This is a genomic window from Flavobacterium mesophilum (assembly GCF_039581405.1).
Lineage (GTDB): Bacteria > Bacteroidota > Bacteroidia > Flavobacteriales > Flavobacteriaceae > Flavobacterium.
Window position 1 is genome coordinate 76,657 of record NZ_JBCPXZ010000001.1, and the last position, 17,740, is coordinate 94,396.

Sequence of the window (17,740 nt, forward strand, 5' to 3'; positions counted from 1 at the left end):
CTTCTCTAGCATGCAATTGCATTCTAATACGCAGTGATGAAAATCAAAAACTTATTTCTTCTCGCTGTATTTTATAAACATCATACGCATTGTTTCTGGATCTAAAACATCCATATCCATAAGCTGTAATGATTTAACCATTTTAAGCGTAGCGGTTTTGTAATGCAGAAAATGTGATGTTTTTAAATGTGCCTGATAAGAGTCGTTATCTGCATAGATTTCCAAAATTTTTAGTTGAGGTGAATTTTCTTTTCTAAACATTGGTAAAATTGCAATTACTCCAGTTTCAAGTCGAACAGATGCTTCCGCCTCTTCTTTGAGTAGTGATTTATATTGTTACAGATATTCTGGAAATATTTCAATTTCAGCAATTCGAACGATTTGATTTTTATTTTGCGCCATTATTCTAATCGAGAAAAAAATTAATAGCAGTAAAAGGTTTGTTTTATTGAAGAGCCTATTCATTAAACAGCTAGATTTTTATTTGTTTACGCTTTTATAATCATCGTCTGAAACAGCTTCCAGCCACACCACATTTATATCTCCCAGATAATTTGTGATGGCAATATGCACCAATTTTTTTTCTGCTGAAGCTCCGTGCCAATGCTCTAGATTTTCGGGAATATTAATAACATCTCCCTTTTTTATCCTTCGTGCTGTTTTTCCTTTTTCCTGATAAAAACCTTCTCCTTCTGTTACAATTAAAACCTGACCTTTTGGATGTGTGTGCCAATTAGTTCTTGCTCCTGCTTCAAAAGTTACGCATCCCATCGCGAACTCATTATTTTTATCTTTTGCCAATAATGGCGTTAGAAATGCATTTCCTGAAAAATATTCATTTGATAATGGGTCACCTTTTGGAAAAATCGAATTGTTATTTTCTTCTGTCATTTTTCTTTTATTTCAGTCGATCAATAAATAGTAATTTTAACGAAGTCCAAGATTGGTATAATCCCAAGTTCTGTCGCCTGAAATACTCCATTCGGAATCACTGGCTGAAGTTCCCTTACCAGTACCCCAATTTGGATTAGGATCTTTTACCGTGGCTTTTCTCCAAATCGTTCTGTTACGTGTATCTTTAGTTTCTCCAGCAATTGTCCACATAAAATTGTTACGGCTGCTGCTGCTTCCGCCTGAGGTTACACGTGCTACATTTGGACTTCCAAAAGCATCAATAATCGTATACGATTCGCCATTAATTGTATATTTTCCCGTTGCGTCTTTTTTTAACAAAGCAATTCCACTATTACCACTTAATTGCAGAGGCTTGCTTGAATCAGCATTGGCACTGCTTGTAGTTCCCCAATCAATATCGCGCTTTACAGCAGTTGCATTTGCCTGTGGAGAAGCAATAACATAACATTTCCCTTTTTCTAATGAACCTGTCAATTGCAAATAATTTGAACTACTAGAAAAACTCCAGTCTACCAAGGTGCTTTCATCTGTTGTGGCTTGGTAACCTATTGCATATTTTGATAAATCTGCTGTACTGCCTGTACCATTATACAATTCAACATAATGATTTCTTACGCCGCCTGCATTACCATCTGTGTTAATAAATGTTGCTATTTCAGATATAAGAAGATCTTTTCCTTCGTCTGGTGATGGCGGTTCTGGATCTGGACCTGAAAAATCAATATTAGAGTCGCATCCAGCCATTAATAGGGCAATCGCTATTATTTTTAGTGCTTTCATAACTGTCAATTTAAAATGAAATTTGTACCGCTAGGTTATTAATCCAAGTTGTTTTGTTTGGACCTGCTCCATTCTGGTCGATGTACGTTGCATTAATTCCGAACTTCAGAGCATTATTCATCATATATTTATTAAATGCTGCAGTGTACCAATGTTGTGTCTGAATTATTGATGTCGCTACATCAAACTCAGGTTTTACATACGAATAACGGCCTTCAAATGCCCAACCATCATGTGTCACATACGATGACTGAAGGTTTATTGCGCTTCCCATACTATATTTGGCAGAAGCATTTTCTGGCGTCAGCCTTACTGAAGCAGCGGCATCTGTAAATAAATCTTTTCCGTGTATAGAGGCATCCATATATTCTCCAACAAAAGCAAAGCCGTTATATTTGAATATAAAATCCAGAACAAATTTATTATAATTTGCAAAAGCAGCCTCCCCATTTTCGTCATAAATACCTGAAACAGTACCATTTCCAGCGCCAACAGAATTGCTAGTTTTCACATTATAACTATCAGCAACTCCTATAGCTAATTTAGGTTTTGGTTCATGATAAATGTCTTGCGAAATAAAAGCATTGTTTTTGATGAAATCTCCCAATGGCATCAAATCAATTCTCCCGCCATATTTGAAACCAGAATTAGCCACGGGATCGAAAAATCCCTGTCCTTCTCCGGTGGTTATAGAAACAGATGGATAAAGTCTCATTTTATTAATATTGAAATTGGTTTCAAAAAACAAACCTCCTTCTCTCGTTGTACTTACAAAATTCTGCATCAGACCGCCATAGATACTTCCATCATTTGATTTTCCTGATATTGTTGGAGCCATAACCGAAGCATATCTCTCATCAGCCATTGCAAGTCGATTGTTTGTATTGGTTTGTCGCTCACCGAATACAACTCGGTATTTTTTATTCTTGCTGGCAAATCCAATCCATCCTTCTAATATACCGGTTGTTCCAGTAAAGTCAGACAAAATAGCCATAGTAAGCCGATCATCATAAGCGGAAAAATTCAATCCAAGACGAACCAAATTAAGAGATAACTGCTCCGAATTTGTCGTTACATCATCAGCATCTTCACTCTTTAGCTGAAAACCAGGCTGCAGCGTGGCATTAATATTAAAAACAAATTTGTCTTTTTTGCTAAGCGTTATAAATGTGCCGTCTCCTGCAACATAACGAACATTTGAGTCAGATTTTGCTACCTCAGACAATTGCGCACTTAACGATTGAGATGCAATTGCTAAAGTGCAAAATATAAACAGGGAGTATTTCAATTTCATGCTGTTATTATTTAGTGGATAATTGAGATAATTGTTCACGAGATATACGATATATAGGAATTCTACTTTCCTTGCTTTTCTTTCTGATAATTTTATTGGTGTACAAAGAATTAGCGCCATCAGGCTCTATAAGATCAGCGATGACATTACTCATAGCCTGTTGCGAGTCGATAACAAGAGCCCCTTCTGGTATAGAAACGGCTTCTTTTACAATATTTATTTGCCCATTTTCATTTACAGCATACTGTTCTGTATTATTCAATTGAAAAGGCTGTGTAGTTGTTTTCACCGAAATACCTGACACCTCAAGCACTTTTTTTGTTTTTTCAGATGCGGGAAAAATCAAAAATGCACCTGGTTTTGGTCGTTCTATTAAAGGCGTCTGCTTTATGTTGTAATTGGCATTAAAAACAATAGTCGTATCAGAAACTTTACATTTATCAACAAACTTATAATCCCTTTGCATCACATCTGGTTTTGAAGTACTTACTGACGGACGTGTTGCTTCTACAGCACTTTTATTAGCCGTTTTAACAACCTCTTTTATTTCAGCTTCATGATCATGCGCTATTTTTAAATACGATAGTGCTGTTATGGCTGAGGTTTCGATTCTTCTTTTAGCCGACTTTTCTTTTTCTGATAATCCTCGAATTTCCATCAACATCGAAATTCTATTTTGCAAGGCATAATTCGTAGCACTTGAACGTGAAGCTATTCCTCCAATGTTTAGCCAGACTTCATTATCTTTCATAAATGTTGTGCAGTAATCAGATACTCTTCGGCCATGATCCATTAAAACAGATTTTGTAGGTTCAACGAATACATTCTTAATCATGTCACGAATCCCTGGATCTACATTTAAATTTCCTGTATAGAGAAACAAAATATCGTACGCTGAGGTATAACAGTCATTTAGTTCCTTAAAGTCCATTCTTGCTGGAGAAAATTCATGAAAATCTACTACAACATGAGGATCGAATTTATTTATAGCTAATTTTAAATTTGTACTTTCTTTAGCATTGAGAATAGTAAGATCTCGGTTTAAATCGGTAGTGTTATTGCTTACTCTTGTTTCTGCCGTTCGTCCGTCGGCATTTACCATTGGTATCACTTCCAAAATAACTTTATCGAGCAAAGCAGTGTTTGAAGCGTCATTTACTACCAAATACATCAAATACAACATTCCATCAGTTGACAAAGGCTCGTTGCCATGAATACCTCCAATAAAAGTAACTCTTAATTTATCTTGATCTGCAATGTTACTTTTGCGTGTCAGCAAAACCATAGGCTGATTTTTTCCCTTTTGAGTTGTTCCAATTGAACTAACTGACATTATATCGGAATGTTTAGCCGCTAATTCCTGAATAAAAGAAATTACATCTTTATACTTGGTAAAATAATTGAATACAGGATCACCTTTAGTAATTGGCAAAGGCATATTAGTAGTTGGATCTGGAAAATATTTTTGATAAATATCTGCTGTTTGCCCCTGCATTAATGGGACAAAACAGATTGTAAACAGGATAATTAATAGTGACTTTTTCATTTTCCCTATAATTGAATAGTAAACATTATTTGACCGTATATATTCCCTTTTACATCAGGCGTTTTTAATATGTCCTTGTATTCCTGATAACCAACTTCGGTTTGCAGTTTTAAATTATGCCCGCTAAAATAAAAGGTTCCAACACAAGTATAATAACGGTTCATATCAGCAAAATTGGCTGTATTAGGATCATTTTCTAAATAAGAATATCTGCCAGATAAAGCAAATGCATTAAAGCAATAGCCCACTTGTACATTAAATCCACTTCCAACATTTAATCGGCTTAGGACTGTATTTTCAATCTGTTCTGGAGTTTGTCCGGTATATGGTGTAAATTTTCCGCTGGTACTAAATTCTCCTGCAATGCCTGATGGAATTTTGGCATGAGTATAAATATATTCGCCCAAAGAATACCATCCGCGGTATTTGAACATATAATCGATTCCTGCTTTAAACAAATCAGGCAAAAGCTCGTTTTGATTGGCATCTCCGTAAATATAACGCCCTCCATTTGTTCCTTTTGCAGAACTTATACCGTCATTGTAACTAACCGTTGGCCCGATTATTAATTTAGGAACACGTTCGTGCACTAAATCATCCATAAAATATTCGCCGCCTTTGCTGAAAGTTCCAAAAGGCAGATAATCCAGACGAATACCATATCGTAATCCACCATAATTTTTTTGCAAAGCAGAAGTTCCATCTCCTGTTGTGATAGAAACATATGGTTTTAGGACATTTCCTCCGAAACGATATACACCGTAGTACCGAATTCCATAATCAAATATTGGATCAAAAGCTGTAGATACGGCGCTTCTTTCAATAAAACCAAGAGATTCACCTTCTATCCTGGCTTCGCGTGAATCATCATAATTGGCACGTACTCCAAAGTTTATTCTATGATTAGGAGTTGGTCTATATTCTATCAATGCATCTTGTAAAGCACCATTGTAAGAACGTGCCCCAGTTGTTGTACTTTGATAATTTCCAACTAAGTTTACACGAAGTCTCACATAAACTTTTTCATTAAACAAAGTACCTCTGAAATTGAATCTCGCTCTTCGCATATTAAACTCTGAACTATAAGTGTCAAAGCCATCTGTAGAACTCACGCCTGCTAATAACTGCAAGCTTTGCGTAAAGTTAAGCCAAGTACTGGCCGACTCCAAAGTCAATCCATCGCCTAATTCATAACCTTTTTTCAAGCGCATGGCTTCAGACAAATCCTGAGTTTGGGCTGTTTGCTCGGAGTCAATGTCATTTTTTACTTCGGCCTCGTCATCTTCCTGTGCTATTGCAAAGTAGCAGTTTGAGAAAAATAACAACAATAAGAATAGTTTTACTTTCATATTTATCTAATCTTTCTTTTCAAAACTTCCGCGTACTATAATTTCTCCATCCTTCATCATCACTTTTCCACGAGCTATGACGTCGGTTAAATTAAAATTGGAATCAAAGAGACATAAATCGGCGTCGTTTCCAGCGAAAACGCTTCCTTTATGTTTGAGTGACAGATTACGTGCAGGCCCAGATGTTACCAACTGAATAGCTTGCCCGATTGGCATATTAGCTTCTTTTACTAATTTCTGCACCTGTTTTAGATTCAAATCAATAGGCGCTTTTTTAAAACCTATCAAATTACCGTCAGTATCATTGACTCCCAAACCAGCGTTTCCATCACTACTGAAAGTCATATTCTCCATCGGCACACCTTTTTTAAGCGCATAAAGCACTTGTTTATAAGGTTCGTCAAACTTTGTTCCGCCTGTAGTAATATCAATCATTCCACCAAGTTTGGCAAAACGAATGGCTTGTTCAAATAAAGGAGCCGTCCTTCCCACATGAGTTGGCGAGATATTTCTAATTGGAAAATCATATTGTTCCACCAAATCGAGCAACAACTGCATATTGGTTTTTAGCGCTCCAAGATGTACGTGCATAACTCCTTTTTTACCAGATGTAAGACCGCCTACATGCACGTCTTTTAGAATAGCCAGCAATTCTTTTGCGGTTGGAAAAGACGAACGTTCATCGCTAAGTGCTACCTTGCATCCTAATACTTTATCTATAAACAACATATCTTCTAATACCGAATCCATCATGGTAATTGGAGGCAAACCAAAATAACTGGTGAACATATAAGCTGTAATTCCTTCGTTATCCAATGCTTTAGTTTTAGCATAAAGCGATTTCAAACTTTTAGTAGCTCCATCAGTACCCAACAATCCAACTACGGTTGTTGTACCACAACTAATAAACTCACTCAACACGATTTCGGGCGTAAGCGAATTAAAGCCGTGCTTGCCCCCCGCTCCTGTAATATGTACATGCTGATCTATAAATCCTGGCGTTACTATTTTCCCGTTTGCATCAATAATCTCGACATCGGGAAGATTCGGGCTTATAGTATCTCTGATGAGTGCGATTTTCTCTCCACATATTAAAATATCTTTTCTTCCCAATGACTCGGGAGCATATAGGATTGAATTTTTTATGAGTTTAAACATTTTTATTTAATTTTTAAATATAATAATGAAACACAGGCGTAAAGAATAGACCTACAGATATGGCAATTATTTTTGAATAGCAAGACCTAGTGCTTGCCACTGGAATAATAAAGTTTAATAAAGATGTAATGATTATCGTAGCTATAGAAACGAAAGGAAGAACAGCTTGCGAATTGCATTTTTTCACAAGCAGATAAGCTATATCAACTATAAACAAAATACTAACAACCAAGCCTAATTTATTCATACAATTCTATATAAGACAAGATAAATATTTGAATCAATAACGATTGTAAGTAGTAAAATTATGACTTTATGAAATTTCACATAAAGTAATATGGTTGCAGATTATAATCTGCAACCATATTTTCGGAATTACAATCATTTAAAGTCATTTGTTTTATTGAACTTTTTCTAAAAACGAACAATGCTCATTAGTCAAGTAATAGCTTTAAATTTTGTAAAATCAAAATTTCATTCTGCAACAAAAAAATCGGTTAAAAAATTTAATTTGCAATAGTTTAAAAAATGCGACCATGAAAAATTTCCTATTACTTGCCCTAACCGTTTTCTTTTTCTCATGCCAAAAAAAGGAACCTACAAATACAACTTATTCCACTTCAGATTCGATTGTTGTAAATGAAAATAAAAACGAAATCAGCAAAAAAGAAATCGAAGAAAACAAACAAGTTGGCGATACGATCTTTATGAACTTTAAAGATGAAAAGAATGTTTATGTTGCCACTGGTGTTTTGGATTCAGTTCATTCAAAAGTTTATGTCAAATTTAATAATGAAGATGTAGGTGGGCTAAATGGTAAAATTATTCCAGCAACTGGAAAAGGAAATATACGTTTTAATCAAATCATTTTTCCTGATAAAACTTCAGACGGGCCTTTCGGAATGGATTTGAAAACTCAACTCAAACAAAAAGGGAATTATATTTTAATAATTGGACATTCTCAAATGGCTGATAGCCCTTACATTGGAGAATTTAAGGTGCAACTCGAAAAATAAAAAAAAACTCCAGATTTCTCTGGAGTTTTCTTGTTTTTAATGTAAAAACCTTTTTAATACACTATTTTGAATCCACACTCAACGGAGGAAGTGCAGTTTTCTTTTCATTCATCATTTTTTTCACTTGTTCAATTGTTCTGTAGCGACCAATTTCCATTTCACCAGTAAAGGTTTCACTCTGTGGTACCCTTGGAGGTGTTTTTGCATAAGTTTTCATCAAATCATCAACGGCTTGATTAAAAATTATAGCAGTCCATGTTTTTTCTGTCCAGCTATTCATAAACAAATCATAGCGTTCTTGTGGATCTTGCCAAAGATTATAGATTGCTGGTATTGTTGCAACATAAGTTTCGTCGCCTCTCCATCCAAGTTGTTGTCCAGGTGCATCACTACCTGCAATTGCGCCATTATCTCCACGGGTATTAAAAACTGCTTTGAATTTTCCAATACGTATAGCTCCCGGAGATAATTCAGCTTCGGTAAAATAGAACCATCTATCACGTAATGGTTTTCCTTTCTTAAATAACACATTCGACATATCATAACTGTCAAACACCATGTCAACACCTGCTCTATCTTTTTTAGGAAGTTCTACTCCTGCTAGACTTGCAAATGTCGCCATAAGATCAAGACCTCCTACAATATCGTGGCTTTGACTTCCTGCTTCAATTTGTCCTGGCCACCATGCAATTGCTGGTACACGACTACCACCTTCTCTATCAGTCCCTTTACTACCTCTAAATGGAGTATATCCTGAATCTGGATGCACATCTTGCCATGCTCCATTATCAACAGTATAAATAACAATCGTATTATCGGCAATTCCTAAAGAACGAATCTTATCCATAATACGACCAACATTATAATCCATTTCTACTACAGCATCTGAATATTTACTTTTTCCAGGTGATTTACCTGCAAATTGTTTAGAAGGAAGGTTGGGCTGGTGATTTTTAGCAAAGTTGATGCACATAAAGAATGGATCTTTGCTTTTGCCATATTCGTCAAGCTGTTTTAAATTATTCTCGACCATCATCATATCTAGTTCTGCAATATTATCCTCTGTAACTTTGCTTATTTCACGCGCTTTTCCACCCGCTTCTCCCTCAAGAACTCCTATCGTTACTTTTTTAAACATTGCCAACATTTCAGGAGACATTTCAGGATTCCAAGATTCAAAAGCATAAGTATAAGCGTTCAAATGATATAGAACCACGTTTTGCATTTTATCAAAACCATGTGCAATAGGCATAGCATAGTCTGCTTCTCCAAGATGCCATTTTCCTGAAAAATAGGTTTTATAATTTGCTTTTTTAAGTACTGATGCCAATGTCCATTCTTCTTTTGGTAATCCGCCTCCTTGTCCTTGGAAAGCAACGGTAGTCATACCGCTACGGTTTGGTATACGCCCTGTCAGCATTGCTGCTCTCCCAGGAGTACAACTTGGTTGGCCGTAAAAAGACCAGAATTGCATTCCTTCTTTTGCCATCTTATCCAAATTTGGTGTAGGCATTCCACGTCCTTCACCTCCTCCATACACACCTAAATCTCCCCAACCTGTATCATCAGAAATTACCATTACAATATTGGGTTTCTTTTTAGTTTGTGCGTCCAACAGCGAGAATGAAAAAAACAGCATACTAAAAAATACCAATGAAAAATTTTGTTTGCTCATAATATTTGTTTTTGATTATTTAATTTCAAGATATAATTCCTACAACTTCATCTACGAATAACCTCAAATTTAACGAATTACGAACGGAGCACTTACAAAAAGTATGTTCCAATTTATAACATGAAACATATCTGTTTTTATGAAACTTCCTTTTATTGATGACTATTCACTTCAAAACATTAAAAAAAATTCAAAATAAAAGCAGTTCATTTTTCATTAGCAGATCTTGTCGCTTTGATCCAAGAAACATTCGCCATTCCTCAGTAGACTTTCAAAATTGTACAAAGTTTCAGATATAATTTTCTAGCGTCGTACTTCTGTGTACGTAAAACCGTACTTTATTACTCCTTCTATAAATTATTATTAATCAACTTTACAACGTCAATTAAAAACCAATTAAATCAAACATCTGATTTTCAATTGACAATAAATTAAAACACAAAGAATCACAAAAAATATATACTGATTTTTGAGATTTGGAAAAGTCTCTTCTTTCAGCATCAAAAGCAATAACCACAATTTATTATTTACTATCTATTAATTATTTACTAACCTTAAAATTTTAAAAATGAAGAAGTTATTAAAATTATCCAGTTTGTTATTAGTAATGACAGTTATGTTTTATTCCTGCGGAAATGAGCAAGACTTAAATGTTGCACAAAATCTTGAAAAAGATGAGCAACCCATCGTAAACAATGACGGCGCAAAAACTGCCAAAACCACTGCTGAAACTGCTGCTGTTGCCGCACTAGCAGGAAGTGCAGGAGCCAGAACAATTACATTGCAAACCAATACATTGTCATGCCCAGGAGGTTTGTGTACCTCATATGGTGTTTGGTCTGAAGGGCTTTATACGGTTTGGTTTCAAATGAAATTCAACTCAGGATTTTATTGGAGCCGAGGCGGTAAGTGCGGTTACGGTATCTTAATTGGTGACCAAAATACAGGCGGCGATCCAGGATGGGATGGAAACGGTGGTAGCGCGAGATTTATGTGGTATTGTCCAAATGGATCAAACACCGCTAAAGGAAGTGGCGCTTACCTTCAACCTTATGTGTATTATAAAGATCAGCCGGGGCAATATGGGAATGATTTTGGAAAAAAATATTACATCCAAGAAGGCGTAACTTACAACTGCCAAATCTCTGTAAAGCTGAATACCGGATCAAATACTGATGGGTACGTGAAATACTACGTAAATGGTACAGAAATATTAAATCAAAAAATTCGTTGGGTAACTAATGACGCTAAACGAAACGTTAATGCCGTAAGTCTTCACACTTTCCGTGGTGGTAGCCAAGATTATTGGACAGCACCTGTAACAAGTTCTATTTATTATCCAAGTGCATCTTGGGATGCAAAATAATAGTTCCACTCTTTAAAATGAAAGCCCATCTCTACGGAAATGGGCTTTTTTTATCTATTTACATTTAGACTTTCTTATTTAAAAATTCTTCCCAAGTCTCCTTGCCAAGATTCTGATTCGGACATAAATTTATTCCTGTCATAAATAACTTATGTCGTACATCTTCTGATTCAACTAACTTTATTCCTTTATTTTTTTGATTGATTCCCAAATAAGACTCAACCATTTTCTCAAAAGAAAATACTTCAGGGCCTCCGCAATCTTCTAGCAAACCTTTTGGTTTTTCAAATGCAAAAGAAACAAGCAAATCTGCAACTTCATGTACCGCGATAGATTGAAATTTTATCCCAGATGGAATTATCATAAAATCCTCATTTTCTGAATTTTGATCTTCTAACGTTTTTATCATATTAAATACAAAATCATGAAACTGCGTCGTTCTCAAGATCGTAAAAGGAATACCGCTCTTCGCTATAATATCTTCTACTTCCAACTTCGCACCATAATACGGATAATCACTTTTATCAATGCCAACAATTGAGATGTATATAAAATGTTTTGTAACATTTTTATCAATGGCATCAAGCAAATTTTTAGTTCCTTCAATATCGATCTGCTTAAAGTTTCTCGGATTGCTAGCACAATGAATAATTACCTCCGCTCCTGCTGTTGCTTCTTTTAATCCTTTATTTTCAAATAAATCTCCCGTAAAAAATTGCACTTGGCTTGATTCCGAATTAATTGTTTTTGTAGTCAATACAATAGGATTGCATCCTTTAGACAAAAGAGAATCCACTACGTGTTTTCCTAAATGTCCATTGCCGCCTGCAACTAATACTTTACTCATGAAAATCTATTTGAAATTAAAAAATACATTATAAAAATAGTTTTTAATTCCCAAGAATCCGAACATGCTGAAAATTATATAATTTGAAGTTTTAAATCGTATAATTCAAAAAAACTGATTATCAGTAACTTTGATAATAAGTTTTAAAGCAGAAGCCATGTTCTATGTTTTTCTACAATTATTGACAGTTTCAATTGCTTCAACCTCGGTGATGACCACATTTAGTTACGCAATGTCAAATAATTTTAAAAAATTATACAAAGAACCTGTGCTTTTATCATACAGTATTGACAAACTTAATATTGGTCTTTTGGCAACATCAAAAAAAACTTGGGGATGGTTGTTGCATTATATAATCGGTTTTTTGTTTGTCGTAGTATATCATATTATTTGGGACAAAGATATTTTGCCTATTTCGCCTTGGAGTGCTCTGATATTAGGAGTAATCAGCGGAATAATTGGCATAATCAGCTGGATAATTATTTTTAAAATGACCGGGTATCAAGCCCCAACTGATATTCGCGGTTATTGTATTCAGCTGTTCTTTGCCCATATAATTTTTGCAGTTACTGCCACATTCCTGTACTCTATTTCATTAACCATTTTAATACTCGCTAAAGTTTATGTCGCTGTCTAAATACAATCAAAAAAGAGATTTCAAACAAACGCGTGAGCCGAAAGGAAAGATTGGAAAATCGGCAAACGAATTGATTTTTGTGGTTCAAAAACATGCCGCTTCGCATTTGCATTATGATTTCAGACTTGAAATAAATGGTGTTTTAAAAAGCTGGGCTGTTCCAAAAGGTCCTTCTATGGATCCAGAAATTAAGCGTCTTGCAATGATGGTTGAAGATCATCCCTACAGTTATAAAGATTTTGAAGGAACAATTCCAGAAGGAAATTATGGCGCCGGAAATGTAATTGTTTGGGATAATGGAACTTTTACTTCTGACGATAATACTACGGATGAAAAACAAATGCTGGCACATCTCAAAAAAGGACATATAAGTTTCATTCTAAAAGGAAAAAAACTCAAAGGCGAATTTTCATTGGTAAAACTTCATGGAAAACAGGAAAATGCATGGCTTTTGATCAAAAAACAAGATAAATATGCCACTGATGTTGATATTTTGAAAAAAAACAAATCGGTTATTTCTAAACGAACTTTGGAAGAATTGGAAGCCAAAGCTGAAAAAATGATTTCGTCTTCAGCAAAAAAAGAACCCGAGAAAAAATCCGTAAAAAAAAAGGTTGAACCAGAAATAGTACAAGCCGAATTTATTAAACCAATGCTCGCTAATACGGTAAAAAAGCCTTTTGATGATGAAGAATGGGTTTTTGAAAATAAATATGACGGTTACCGAACCATAGCCGTCATCAATCCAAATAAAATTGAGCTTTTCAGCCGAAATCAAATTTCATTTAATACGAATTTCAAACCTATTGCCGAAGAATTAAGAGAAATAGATCATACAGTGGTTTTAGATGGCGAAATTGTCGTAGAAAATGATTCGGGACGCGCCGACTTTCAAATGCTTCAAAATTATCTAAAAACAGGCATTGGAAACCTCAAATATTACGTCTTTGATCTGCTTAATCTAGACGGAAATCTATTAACCGAATTGTCTTTGTTAGAAAGAAAAGAACTTTTGAAAATCTTATTCAATAAATATTCATTTTCAAATATTTTTTATTCGGAACATACTATTGGCGACGGAATCAAACAATTTGAGATTGCTGAGAAAAACAAAAGCGAAGGCATTATCGCCAAAAGAGCAAGCTCCTCTTATTCCATTGGAAACAGAAGCATTAATTGGCTCAAAATTAAACTTTCAAATGAAGAAGAAGCTATCATTATTGGGATTACAGAACCTAAAAATTCGAGAAAATACTTTGGTGCAATTCTTCTTGGACAATACCAAGGGAAAGTTTTGAAATACATTGGCAAATGTGGCACTGGTTTTACAGAATCAGTTTTAAAGGAACTTTATACTAAGTTAGAGCCTCTTTTTATTGAAAAATCGCCTCTTGACGAACGAATTCCTATTAGAGATAAGATTCAATGGGTCAAGCCCAAATTAGTTTGTCAGGTCAAGTATTCCGAATGGACTGAAGACAAGCATTTGAGACATCCTGTTTATTTAGGTTTGCGAATTGACAAAAATGCCGGACAAGTAATTTCAAATATAAATGCCCCAAACATAACTCAGAATAATAGCAAAATGAAACATTCAAAAGAACAGAAAACGGAAAATGATTATGATTTGAAAGTAGGAAAAAGAACGCTTCATTTGACCAATCAAAACAAAATATATTATCCAGCAGACGGAATCACAAAAGGTGAAATAATTCAATATTACAATGAAGTCGCGCCATTGATTTTGCCTTATTTGAAAAATCGTCCGGAATCGCTCAACCGTTTTCCAAATGGAATTAACGCGCCAAGTTTTTATCAAAAAGATATTGATTTGGACAAAACGCCATCTTGGCTTAAAACCCAAAAAATATTCTCAGAATCCAATAATGAAAACATTGATTACCTTATTTGCAATGACAAGGAAACCTTGCTTTATATGGCAAATTTAGGTTGTATTGAAATGAATCCGTGGAATTCGACCATAAAAAAAATCCATAATCCAGATTGGCTTGTAATGGATTTAGATCCCGCAACAAAAGATGATTTTGATATCGTAATTAAAACGGCATTGACCGTAAAAGAAGTTATGGATGAATTAGAAACTGAATGCCTATGTAAAACTTCGGGCGCTACTGGACTTCATATTTACATTCCGCTTGGCGCGCAATATGATTACGATTCAATCAAAATTTTAGGAGAATTAATAGCCAAAGAAACACAAAGTAGAATCCCAGATATTACCACAACCGAAAGAAGCATCAAAAAAAGAAACAACAAACTATACATCGATTATTTGCAAAATCGACGCGGACAAACTTTGGCAGCGCCATATTCCGTTCGCCCGAAGCCTGGAGCAACTGTTTCAACTCCTTTAGAATGGAATGAAGTCAATGAAAAATTACACCCATCACAATTTACAATCAAAAATGTTTTGAGCCGTTTTGAGCAAAAAGGAGATTTGTGGCAACCTGTACTTTCAAAAGGAGCTAATATTAAAAAAATCATCAAAAAATTAGAAGACAATCAGCATCAAGAAGAAAAATAAACTAGGAAGATTTTTTTGCTTTTGTTTCTAAACTTGCTTTTAACATCGACATTAAATCGTCGCTTTGTTTGTGTACGACTTTTAGTTTTGGAGATGCTTTTTGAACTTTTCCTTTGGCTTTCTTTTTAATTATATCCAAAAGTTTGGCAGTATATTCATCTTTAAAACCTGTAATGTCAAATTTCTCTGTGAGCTGATCAATCAGTTTTTCGGCCATATCCATTTCTTTAGTTGCACTTTTAGAAATCGGAGGTAATTTTAGTTCGTCTGTTGCTCTTATTTCTTGTTCGAAACGTATTCGGTTTAAAACAATGACATTTTTGTACGGTTTTAAAATGGCCAAACTTTCCTTATTACGCAAAACAAAACGCGTAACGCCAACTTTTCCAGATGCTTGAAGTGCATCGCGCAATAAGCCATAAGCATTCATTGCGCCTTTATCTGGCTCTAAATAATAGGGTTGTTCATAATAAATACTTTGGATTTCTTTTTCCAAAACAAAACTTTCAATATCAATTGTTTTGGTTTTGATGGCGTCGGCGGCTTCAAAATCAGAATCTTCTAAAACAACATATTTATCATCAAGCATATACCCTTTCACAATATTCGAAAAATCGACTTCTTTGCCCGTATTTTCATTGACACGCTTGAATTTAATATTCGCATGATCTTTTTTGTCCAGCATATCCATGTCAAGACTGCTTTCTTGAACCGCCGAAAACATTTTTATGGGAATATTTATCAACCCAAAACTCACTGAACCCGTCCATATTGATCTCATAATTTGTGCCTTTAAAAATTTGCCATTGAAAGTACGCCAAATTTCGGTTTTGTACTTTATAAGATCATTTGCTGATTTTATAAAATAACTATCAAAAACGAACGAATTTATTTATACAACATAACTTTTAATGGCAATCCTATAAAATCTAAAATCAAAGTTGTAATCACTTCAAAAATACAGTTAGTAGCTTTGAAATGAACGAATTACAAATCATTAAAACTTATTTTATGAATAATTCTGACACAACTTTTAACGAAGGAAGCATCACATCTGGAGATAATGTTTCTTTTTGGATTGATTCCACCGATTTTATTGCTTTTGGAAAACCATATCAAGATCTAAAAACTGATGTATTGGTGATTGGTGGAGGAATTGGCGGACTAACAACTGCTTATAAACTTTTAAAAGCTGGAAAAAAAGTAGTTTTAGTCGAAGACGGTTTTATTGGAAGTGGCGAAACCGGACGAACAACTGCACATTTAACCTGTGCACTCGATGATCGATATTACAATCTTGAAAATATTTTTGGGGAAGAAAATGCAAAACTTGCTGCCGAAAGTCACAGTGCTGCTATTGACGAAATTGAAAATATAGTACACAAACTTCATATTGATTGCAATTTTATGAGAGTCAATGGGTATTTATTTCTGAATCCAACAGATCAAATTGAAAATTTAGAAAAAGAATATCAAGCAACACAAAGAGCCGGATTACAAACTTCTCTTTTAAATGTTACACCCGGAATAAATCCCGAAAATCAGCCTTGTTTGGCTTTTAAAAATCAAGCACAATTTCACATTTTAAAATATTTAAAAGGACTTGCAAATGCCGTTATTTCACTTGGTGGAACAATTTATACCGAAGCTCACGCCGCAGATATAACTGATAAAGGCGCTGTTATAAATGGATTTAATTTTACAGCCAATCACATTGTCGTTGCAACAAATACTCCAATTAACGATGTTTTGACTATGCACACTAAACAGCATGCGTATCGGACCTATGTAATTGCTGGAAAAATTCCGAAAGGAAGCTTGCCCAATGCTTTGTGGTGGGATACCGGAAACATGAAATCAAAATGGGTGGCAGAACCTTATCATTATGTACGGACAGAAAATTTTGATGATCAATATGATTTATTGATTTCAGGTGGAGAAGATCACAAAACCGGTCAAGCCGATGAAGAGAAAATTTCAGAAATATCCCGTTACGACGAACTCGAAATTTGGACTAGAAGTCATTTTCCAATGCTGGATGAAATCAGCTACAAATGGTCGGGACAGGTTATGGAACCTTATGATTCGCTTGGCTTTTTAGGAAAAAATCCCGGGGACGAAAACATTTACATCATTACCGGCGATTCCGGAAACGGAATGACCCATGCCACGATTGGAGCCATTATAATTACAGATATCATTCAAGGAATTAAAAATAAATGGGAAGATTTATACAATCCATCCCGAATTACTTTAAATGCTACTGGCGACTTTTTAAAAGAAGTTGGAAATATGGCATCACAATATCTCGATTGGATTTCTGCAGCTGATTTAAAAAGTACTGCCGATTTAGAACCTGGAAACGGCGGAATACTTTCTGCCGGCCTTAGAAAAATTGCGGTTTACAGAGACTATGATAATACACTGACGGCTTTTTCTGCAATCTGTCCGCATTTAGGCTGTATTGTGCAATGGAATTCGGATGAAAAATCATTTGACTGTCCTTGCCATGGATCACGGTTCGCTAGTGATGGAACTGTAATAAATGGTCCGGCAAAATCTGATTTGAACAAGCTTCATGTAAAATAATCAGTACAAACACACTACAAATC

Annotated in this window: 14 protein-coding genes and 1 pseudogene; 5 read left to right on the top strand and 10 right to left on the bottom strand. The window is 35.0% G+C overall.

Features of this window, described 5'->3' with window-relative positions; all coding sequences use genetic code 11:
* Positions 1–51 precede the first annotated feature (51 nt).
* The 7 genes and pseudogenes from AAYQ19_RS00345 to iadA all read right to left on the bottom strand — a co-directional run.
* A pseudogene (locus AAYQ19_RS00345) lies at positions 52–315 on the bottom strand (putative quinol monooxygenase); the annotation flags it as partial.
* A gap of 165 nt (positions 316–480) precedes the next feature.
* On the bottom strand, positions 481–891 hold the full coding sequence (locus tag AAYQ19_RS00350) for a (R)-mandelonitrile lyase (RefSeq protein WP_343532661.1): 411 nt from the start codon (positions 889–891) through the stop codon (positions 481–483).
* Between the two features lie 36 nt (positions 892–927).
* Positions 928–1,695, bottom strand: a complete 768-nt coding sequence (locus AAYQ19_RS00355; RefSeq protein ID WP_343532663.1) for a lamin tail domain-containing protein — start codon at positions 1,693–1,695, stop codon at positions 928–930.
* Positions 1,696–1,705: 10 nt separating this feature from the next.
* The gene (locus AAYQ19_RS00360) at positions 1,706–2,989 is read right to left on the bottom strand and encodes a hypothetical protein (RefSeq protein WP_343532665.1); all 1,284 of its coding nucleotides are present in this window, start codon (positions 2,987–2,989) and stop codon (positions 1,706–1,708) included.
* A 7-nt stretch (positions 2,990–2,996) separates the two neighbouring features.
* Positions 2,997–4,535 (bottom strand): M14 family zinc carboxypeptidase, encoded by a 1,539-nt coding sequence (locus AAYQ19_RS00365; protein WP_343532667.1) that lies wholly within the window; start codon positions 4,533–4,535, stop codon positions 2,997–2,999.
* Between the two features lie 5 nt (positions 4,536–4,540).
* Positions 4,541–5,884 (bottom strand): putative porin, encoded by a 1,344-nt coding sequence (locus AAYQ19_RS00370; RefSeq protein WP_343532669.1) that lies wholly within the window; start codon positions 5,882–5,884, stop codon positions 4,541–4,543.
* A gap of 6 nt (positions 5,885–5,890) precedes the next feature.
* Positions 5,891–7,042 carry a beta-aspartyl-peptidase gene (gene iadA / locus AAYQ19_RS00375; protein WP_343532671.1) on the bottom strand — a complete coding sequence of 384 codons (1,152 nt, stop codon included), beginning with the start codon at positions 7,040–7,042 and terminating at the stop codon, positions 5,891–5,893.
* 536 nt (positions 7,043–7,578) lie between these two features.
* Between iadA and AAYQ19_RS00380 the strand changes: the two genes are divergently transcribed.
* Positions 7,579–8,058: a hypothetical protein gene (locus AAYQ19_RS00380; protein WP_343532673.1), complete on the top strand. Its 480-nt coding sequence runs from the start codon at positions 7,579–7,581 to the stop codon at positions 8,056–8,058.
* 61 nt (positions 8,059–8,119) lie between these two features.
* On the opposite strand, the gene AAYQ19_RS00385 is transcribed toward AAYQ19_RS00380, so the two are convergent.
* A complete protein-coding gene (locus tag AAYQ19_RS00385) occupies positions 8,120–9,733 on the bottom strand; it encodes an arylsulfatase (protein ID WP_343532675.1) in 1,614 nt (537 codons plus the stop codon).
* A 568-nt stretch (positions 9,734–10,301) separates the two neighbouring features.
* Between AAYQ19_RS00385 and AAYQ19_RS00390 the strand changes: the two genes are divergently transcribed.
* Entirely contained in the window at positions 10,302–11,099 is a 798-nt protein-coding gene (locus AAYQ19_RS00390; RefSeq protein WP_343532677.1) for a polysaccharide lyase, read from the top strand.
* 64 nt (positions 11,100–11,163) lie between these two features.
* On the opposite strand, the gene AAYQ19_RS00395 is transcribed toward AAYQ19_RS00390, so the two are convergent.
* Positions 11,164–11,946, bottom strand: a complete 783-nt coding sequence (locus tag AAYQ19_RS00395) for an SDR family oxidoreductase (RefSeq protein WP_343532679.1) — start codon at positions 11,944–11,946, stop codon at positions 11,164–11,166.
* 157 nt (positions 11,947–12,103) lie between these two features.
* On the opposite strand from AAYQ19_RS00395, the gene AAYQ19_RS00400 reads away from it, so the two are divergent.
* Both AAYQ19_RS00400 and ligD read left to right on the top strand, forming a co-directional pair.
* Positions 12,104–12,583, top strand: a complete 480-nt coding sequence (locus AAYQ19_RS00400) for a hypothetical protein (protein WP_343532681.1) — start codon at positions 12,104–12,106, stop codon at positions 12,581–12,583.
* Entirely contained in the window at positions 12,570–15,128 is a 2,559-nt protein-coding gene (ligD, locus tag AAYQ19_RS00405; protein WP_343532683.1) for a DNA ligase D, read from the top strand. Before AAYQ19_RS00400 ends, ligD begins: the two co-directional genes overlap by 14 nt.
* A 1-nt stretch (position 15,129) precedes the next feature.
* Here ligD and ku read toward each other — a convergent pair whose 3' ends face one another.
* Positions 15,130–15,909 (bottom strand): non-homologous end joining protein Ku, encoded by a 780-nt coding sequence (ku, locus tag AAYQ19_RS00410; RefSeq protein WP_343532685.1) that lies wholly within the window; start codon positions 15,907–15,909, stop codon positions 15,130–15,132.
* 230 nt (positions 15,910–16,139) lie between these two features.
* Between ku and AAYQ19_RS00415 the strand changes: the two genes are divergently transcribed.
* Entirely contained in the window at positions 16,140–17,717 is a 1,578-nt protein-coding gene (locus AAYQ19_RS00415; protein ID WP_343532687.1) for an FAD-dependent oxidoreductase, read from the top strand.
* Positions 17,718–17,740: the final 23 nt, after the last annotated feature.

Excerpts from the sequence above, each read along its gene's own strand:
- AAYQ19_RS00415 (WP_343532687.1), top strand. The coding sequence starts at position 16,140 with ATGAATAATTCTGACACAACTTTTAACGAAGGAAGCATCACATCTGGA.
- AAYQ19_RS00360 (WP_343532665.1), bottom strand. The coding sequence starts at position 2,989 with ATGAAATTGAAATACTCCCTGTTTATATTTTGCACTTTAGCAATTGCA.
- AAYQ19_RS00350 (WP_343532661.1), bottom strand. The coding sequence starts at position 891 with ATGACAGAAGAAAATAACAATTCGATTTTTCCAAAAGGTGACCCATTA.
- AAYQ19_RS00390 (WP_343532677.1), top strand. The coding sequence starts at position 10,302 with ATGAAGAAGTTATTAAAATTATCCAGTTTGTTATTAGTAATGACAGTT.
- AAYQ19_RS00400 (WP_343532681.1), top strand. The coding sequence starts at position 12,104 with ATGTTCTATGTTTTTCTACAATTATTGACAGTTTCAATTGCTTCAACC.
- AAYQ19_RS00395 (WP_343532679.1), bottom strand. The coding sequence starts at position 11,946 with ATGAGTAAAGTATTAGTTGCAGGCGGCAATGGACATTTAGGAAAACAC.
- AAYQ19_RS00355 (WP_343532663.1), bottom strand. The coding sequence starts at position 1,695 with ATGAAAGCACTAAAAATAATAGCGATTGCCCTATTAATGGCTGGATGC.
- AAYQ19_RS00385 (WP_343532675.1), bottom strand. The coding sequence starts at position 9,733 with ATGAGCAAACAAAATTTTTCATTGGTATTTTTTAGTATGCTGTTTTTT.
- AAYQ19_RS00370 (WP_343532669.1), bottom strand. The coding sequence starts at position 5,884 with ATGAAAGTAAAACTATTCTTATTGTTGTTATTTTTCTCAAACTGCTAC.
- iadA (WP_343532671.1), bottom strand. The coding sequence starts at position 7,042 with ATGTTTAAACTCATAAAAAATTCAATCCTATATGCTCCCGAGTCATTG.
- AAYQ19_RS00380 (WP_343532673.1), top strand. The coding sequence starts at position 7,579 with ATGAAAAATTTCCTATTACTTGCCCTAACCGTTTTCTTTTTCTCATGC.
- AAYQ19_RS00365 (WP_343532667.1), bottom strand. The coding sequence starts at position 4,535 with ATGAAAAAGTCACTATTAATTATCCTGTTTACAATCTGTTTTGTCCCA.
- ligD (WP_343532683.1), top strand. The coding sequence starts at position 12,570 with ATGTCGCTGTCTAAATACAATCAAAAAAGAGATTTCAAACAAACGCGT.
- ku (WP_343532685.1), bottom strand. The coding sequence starts at position 15,909 with ATGAGATCAATATGGACGGGTTCAGTGAGTTTTGGGTTGATAAATATT.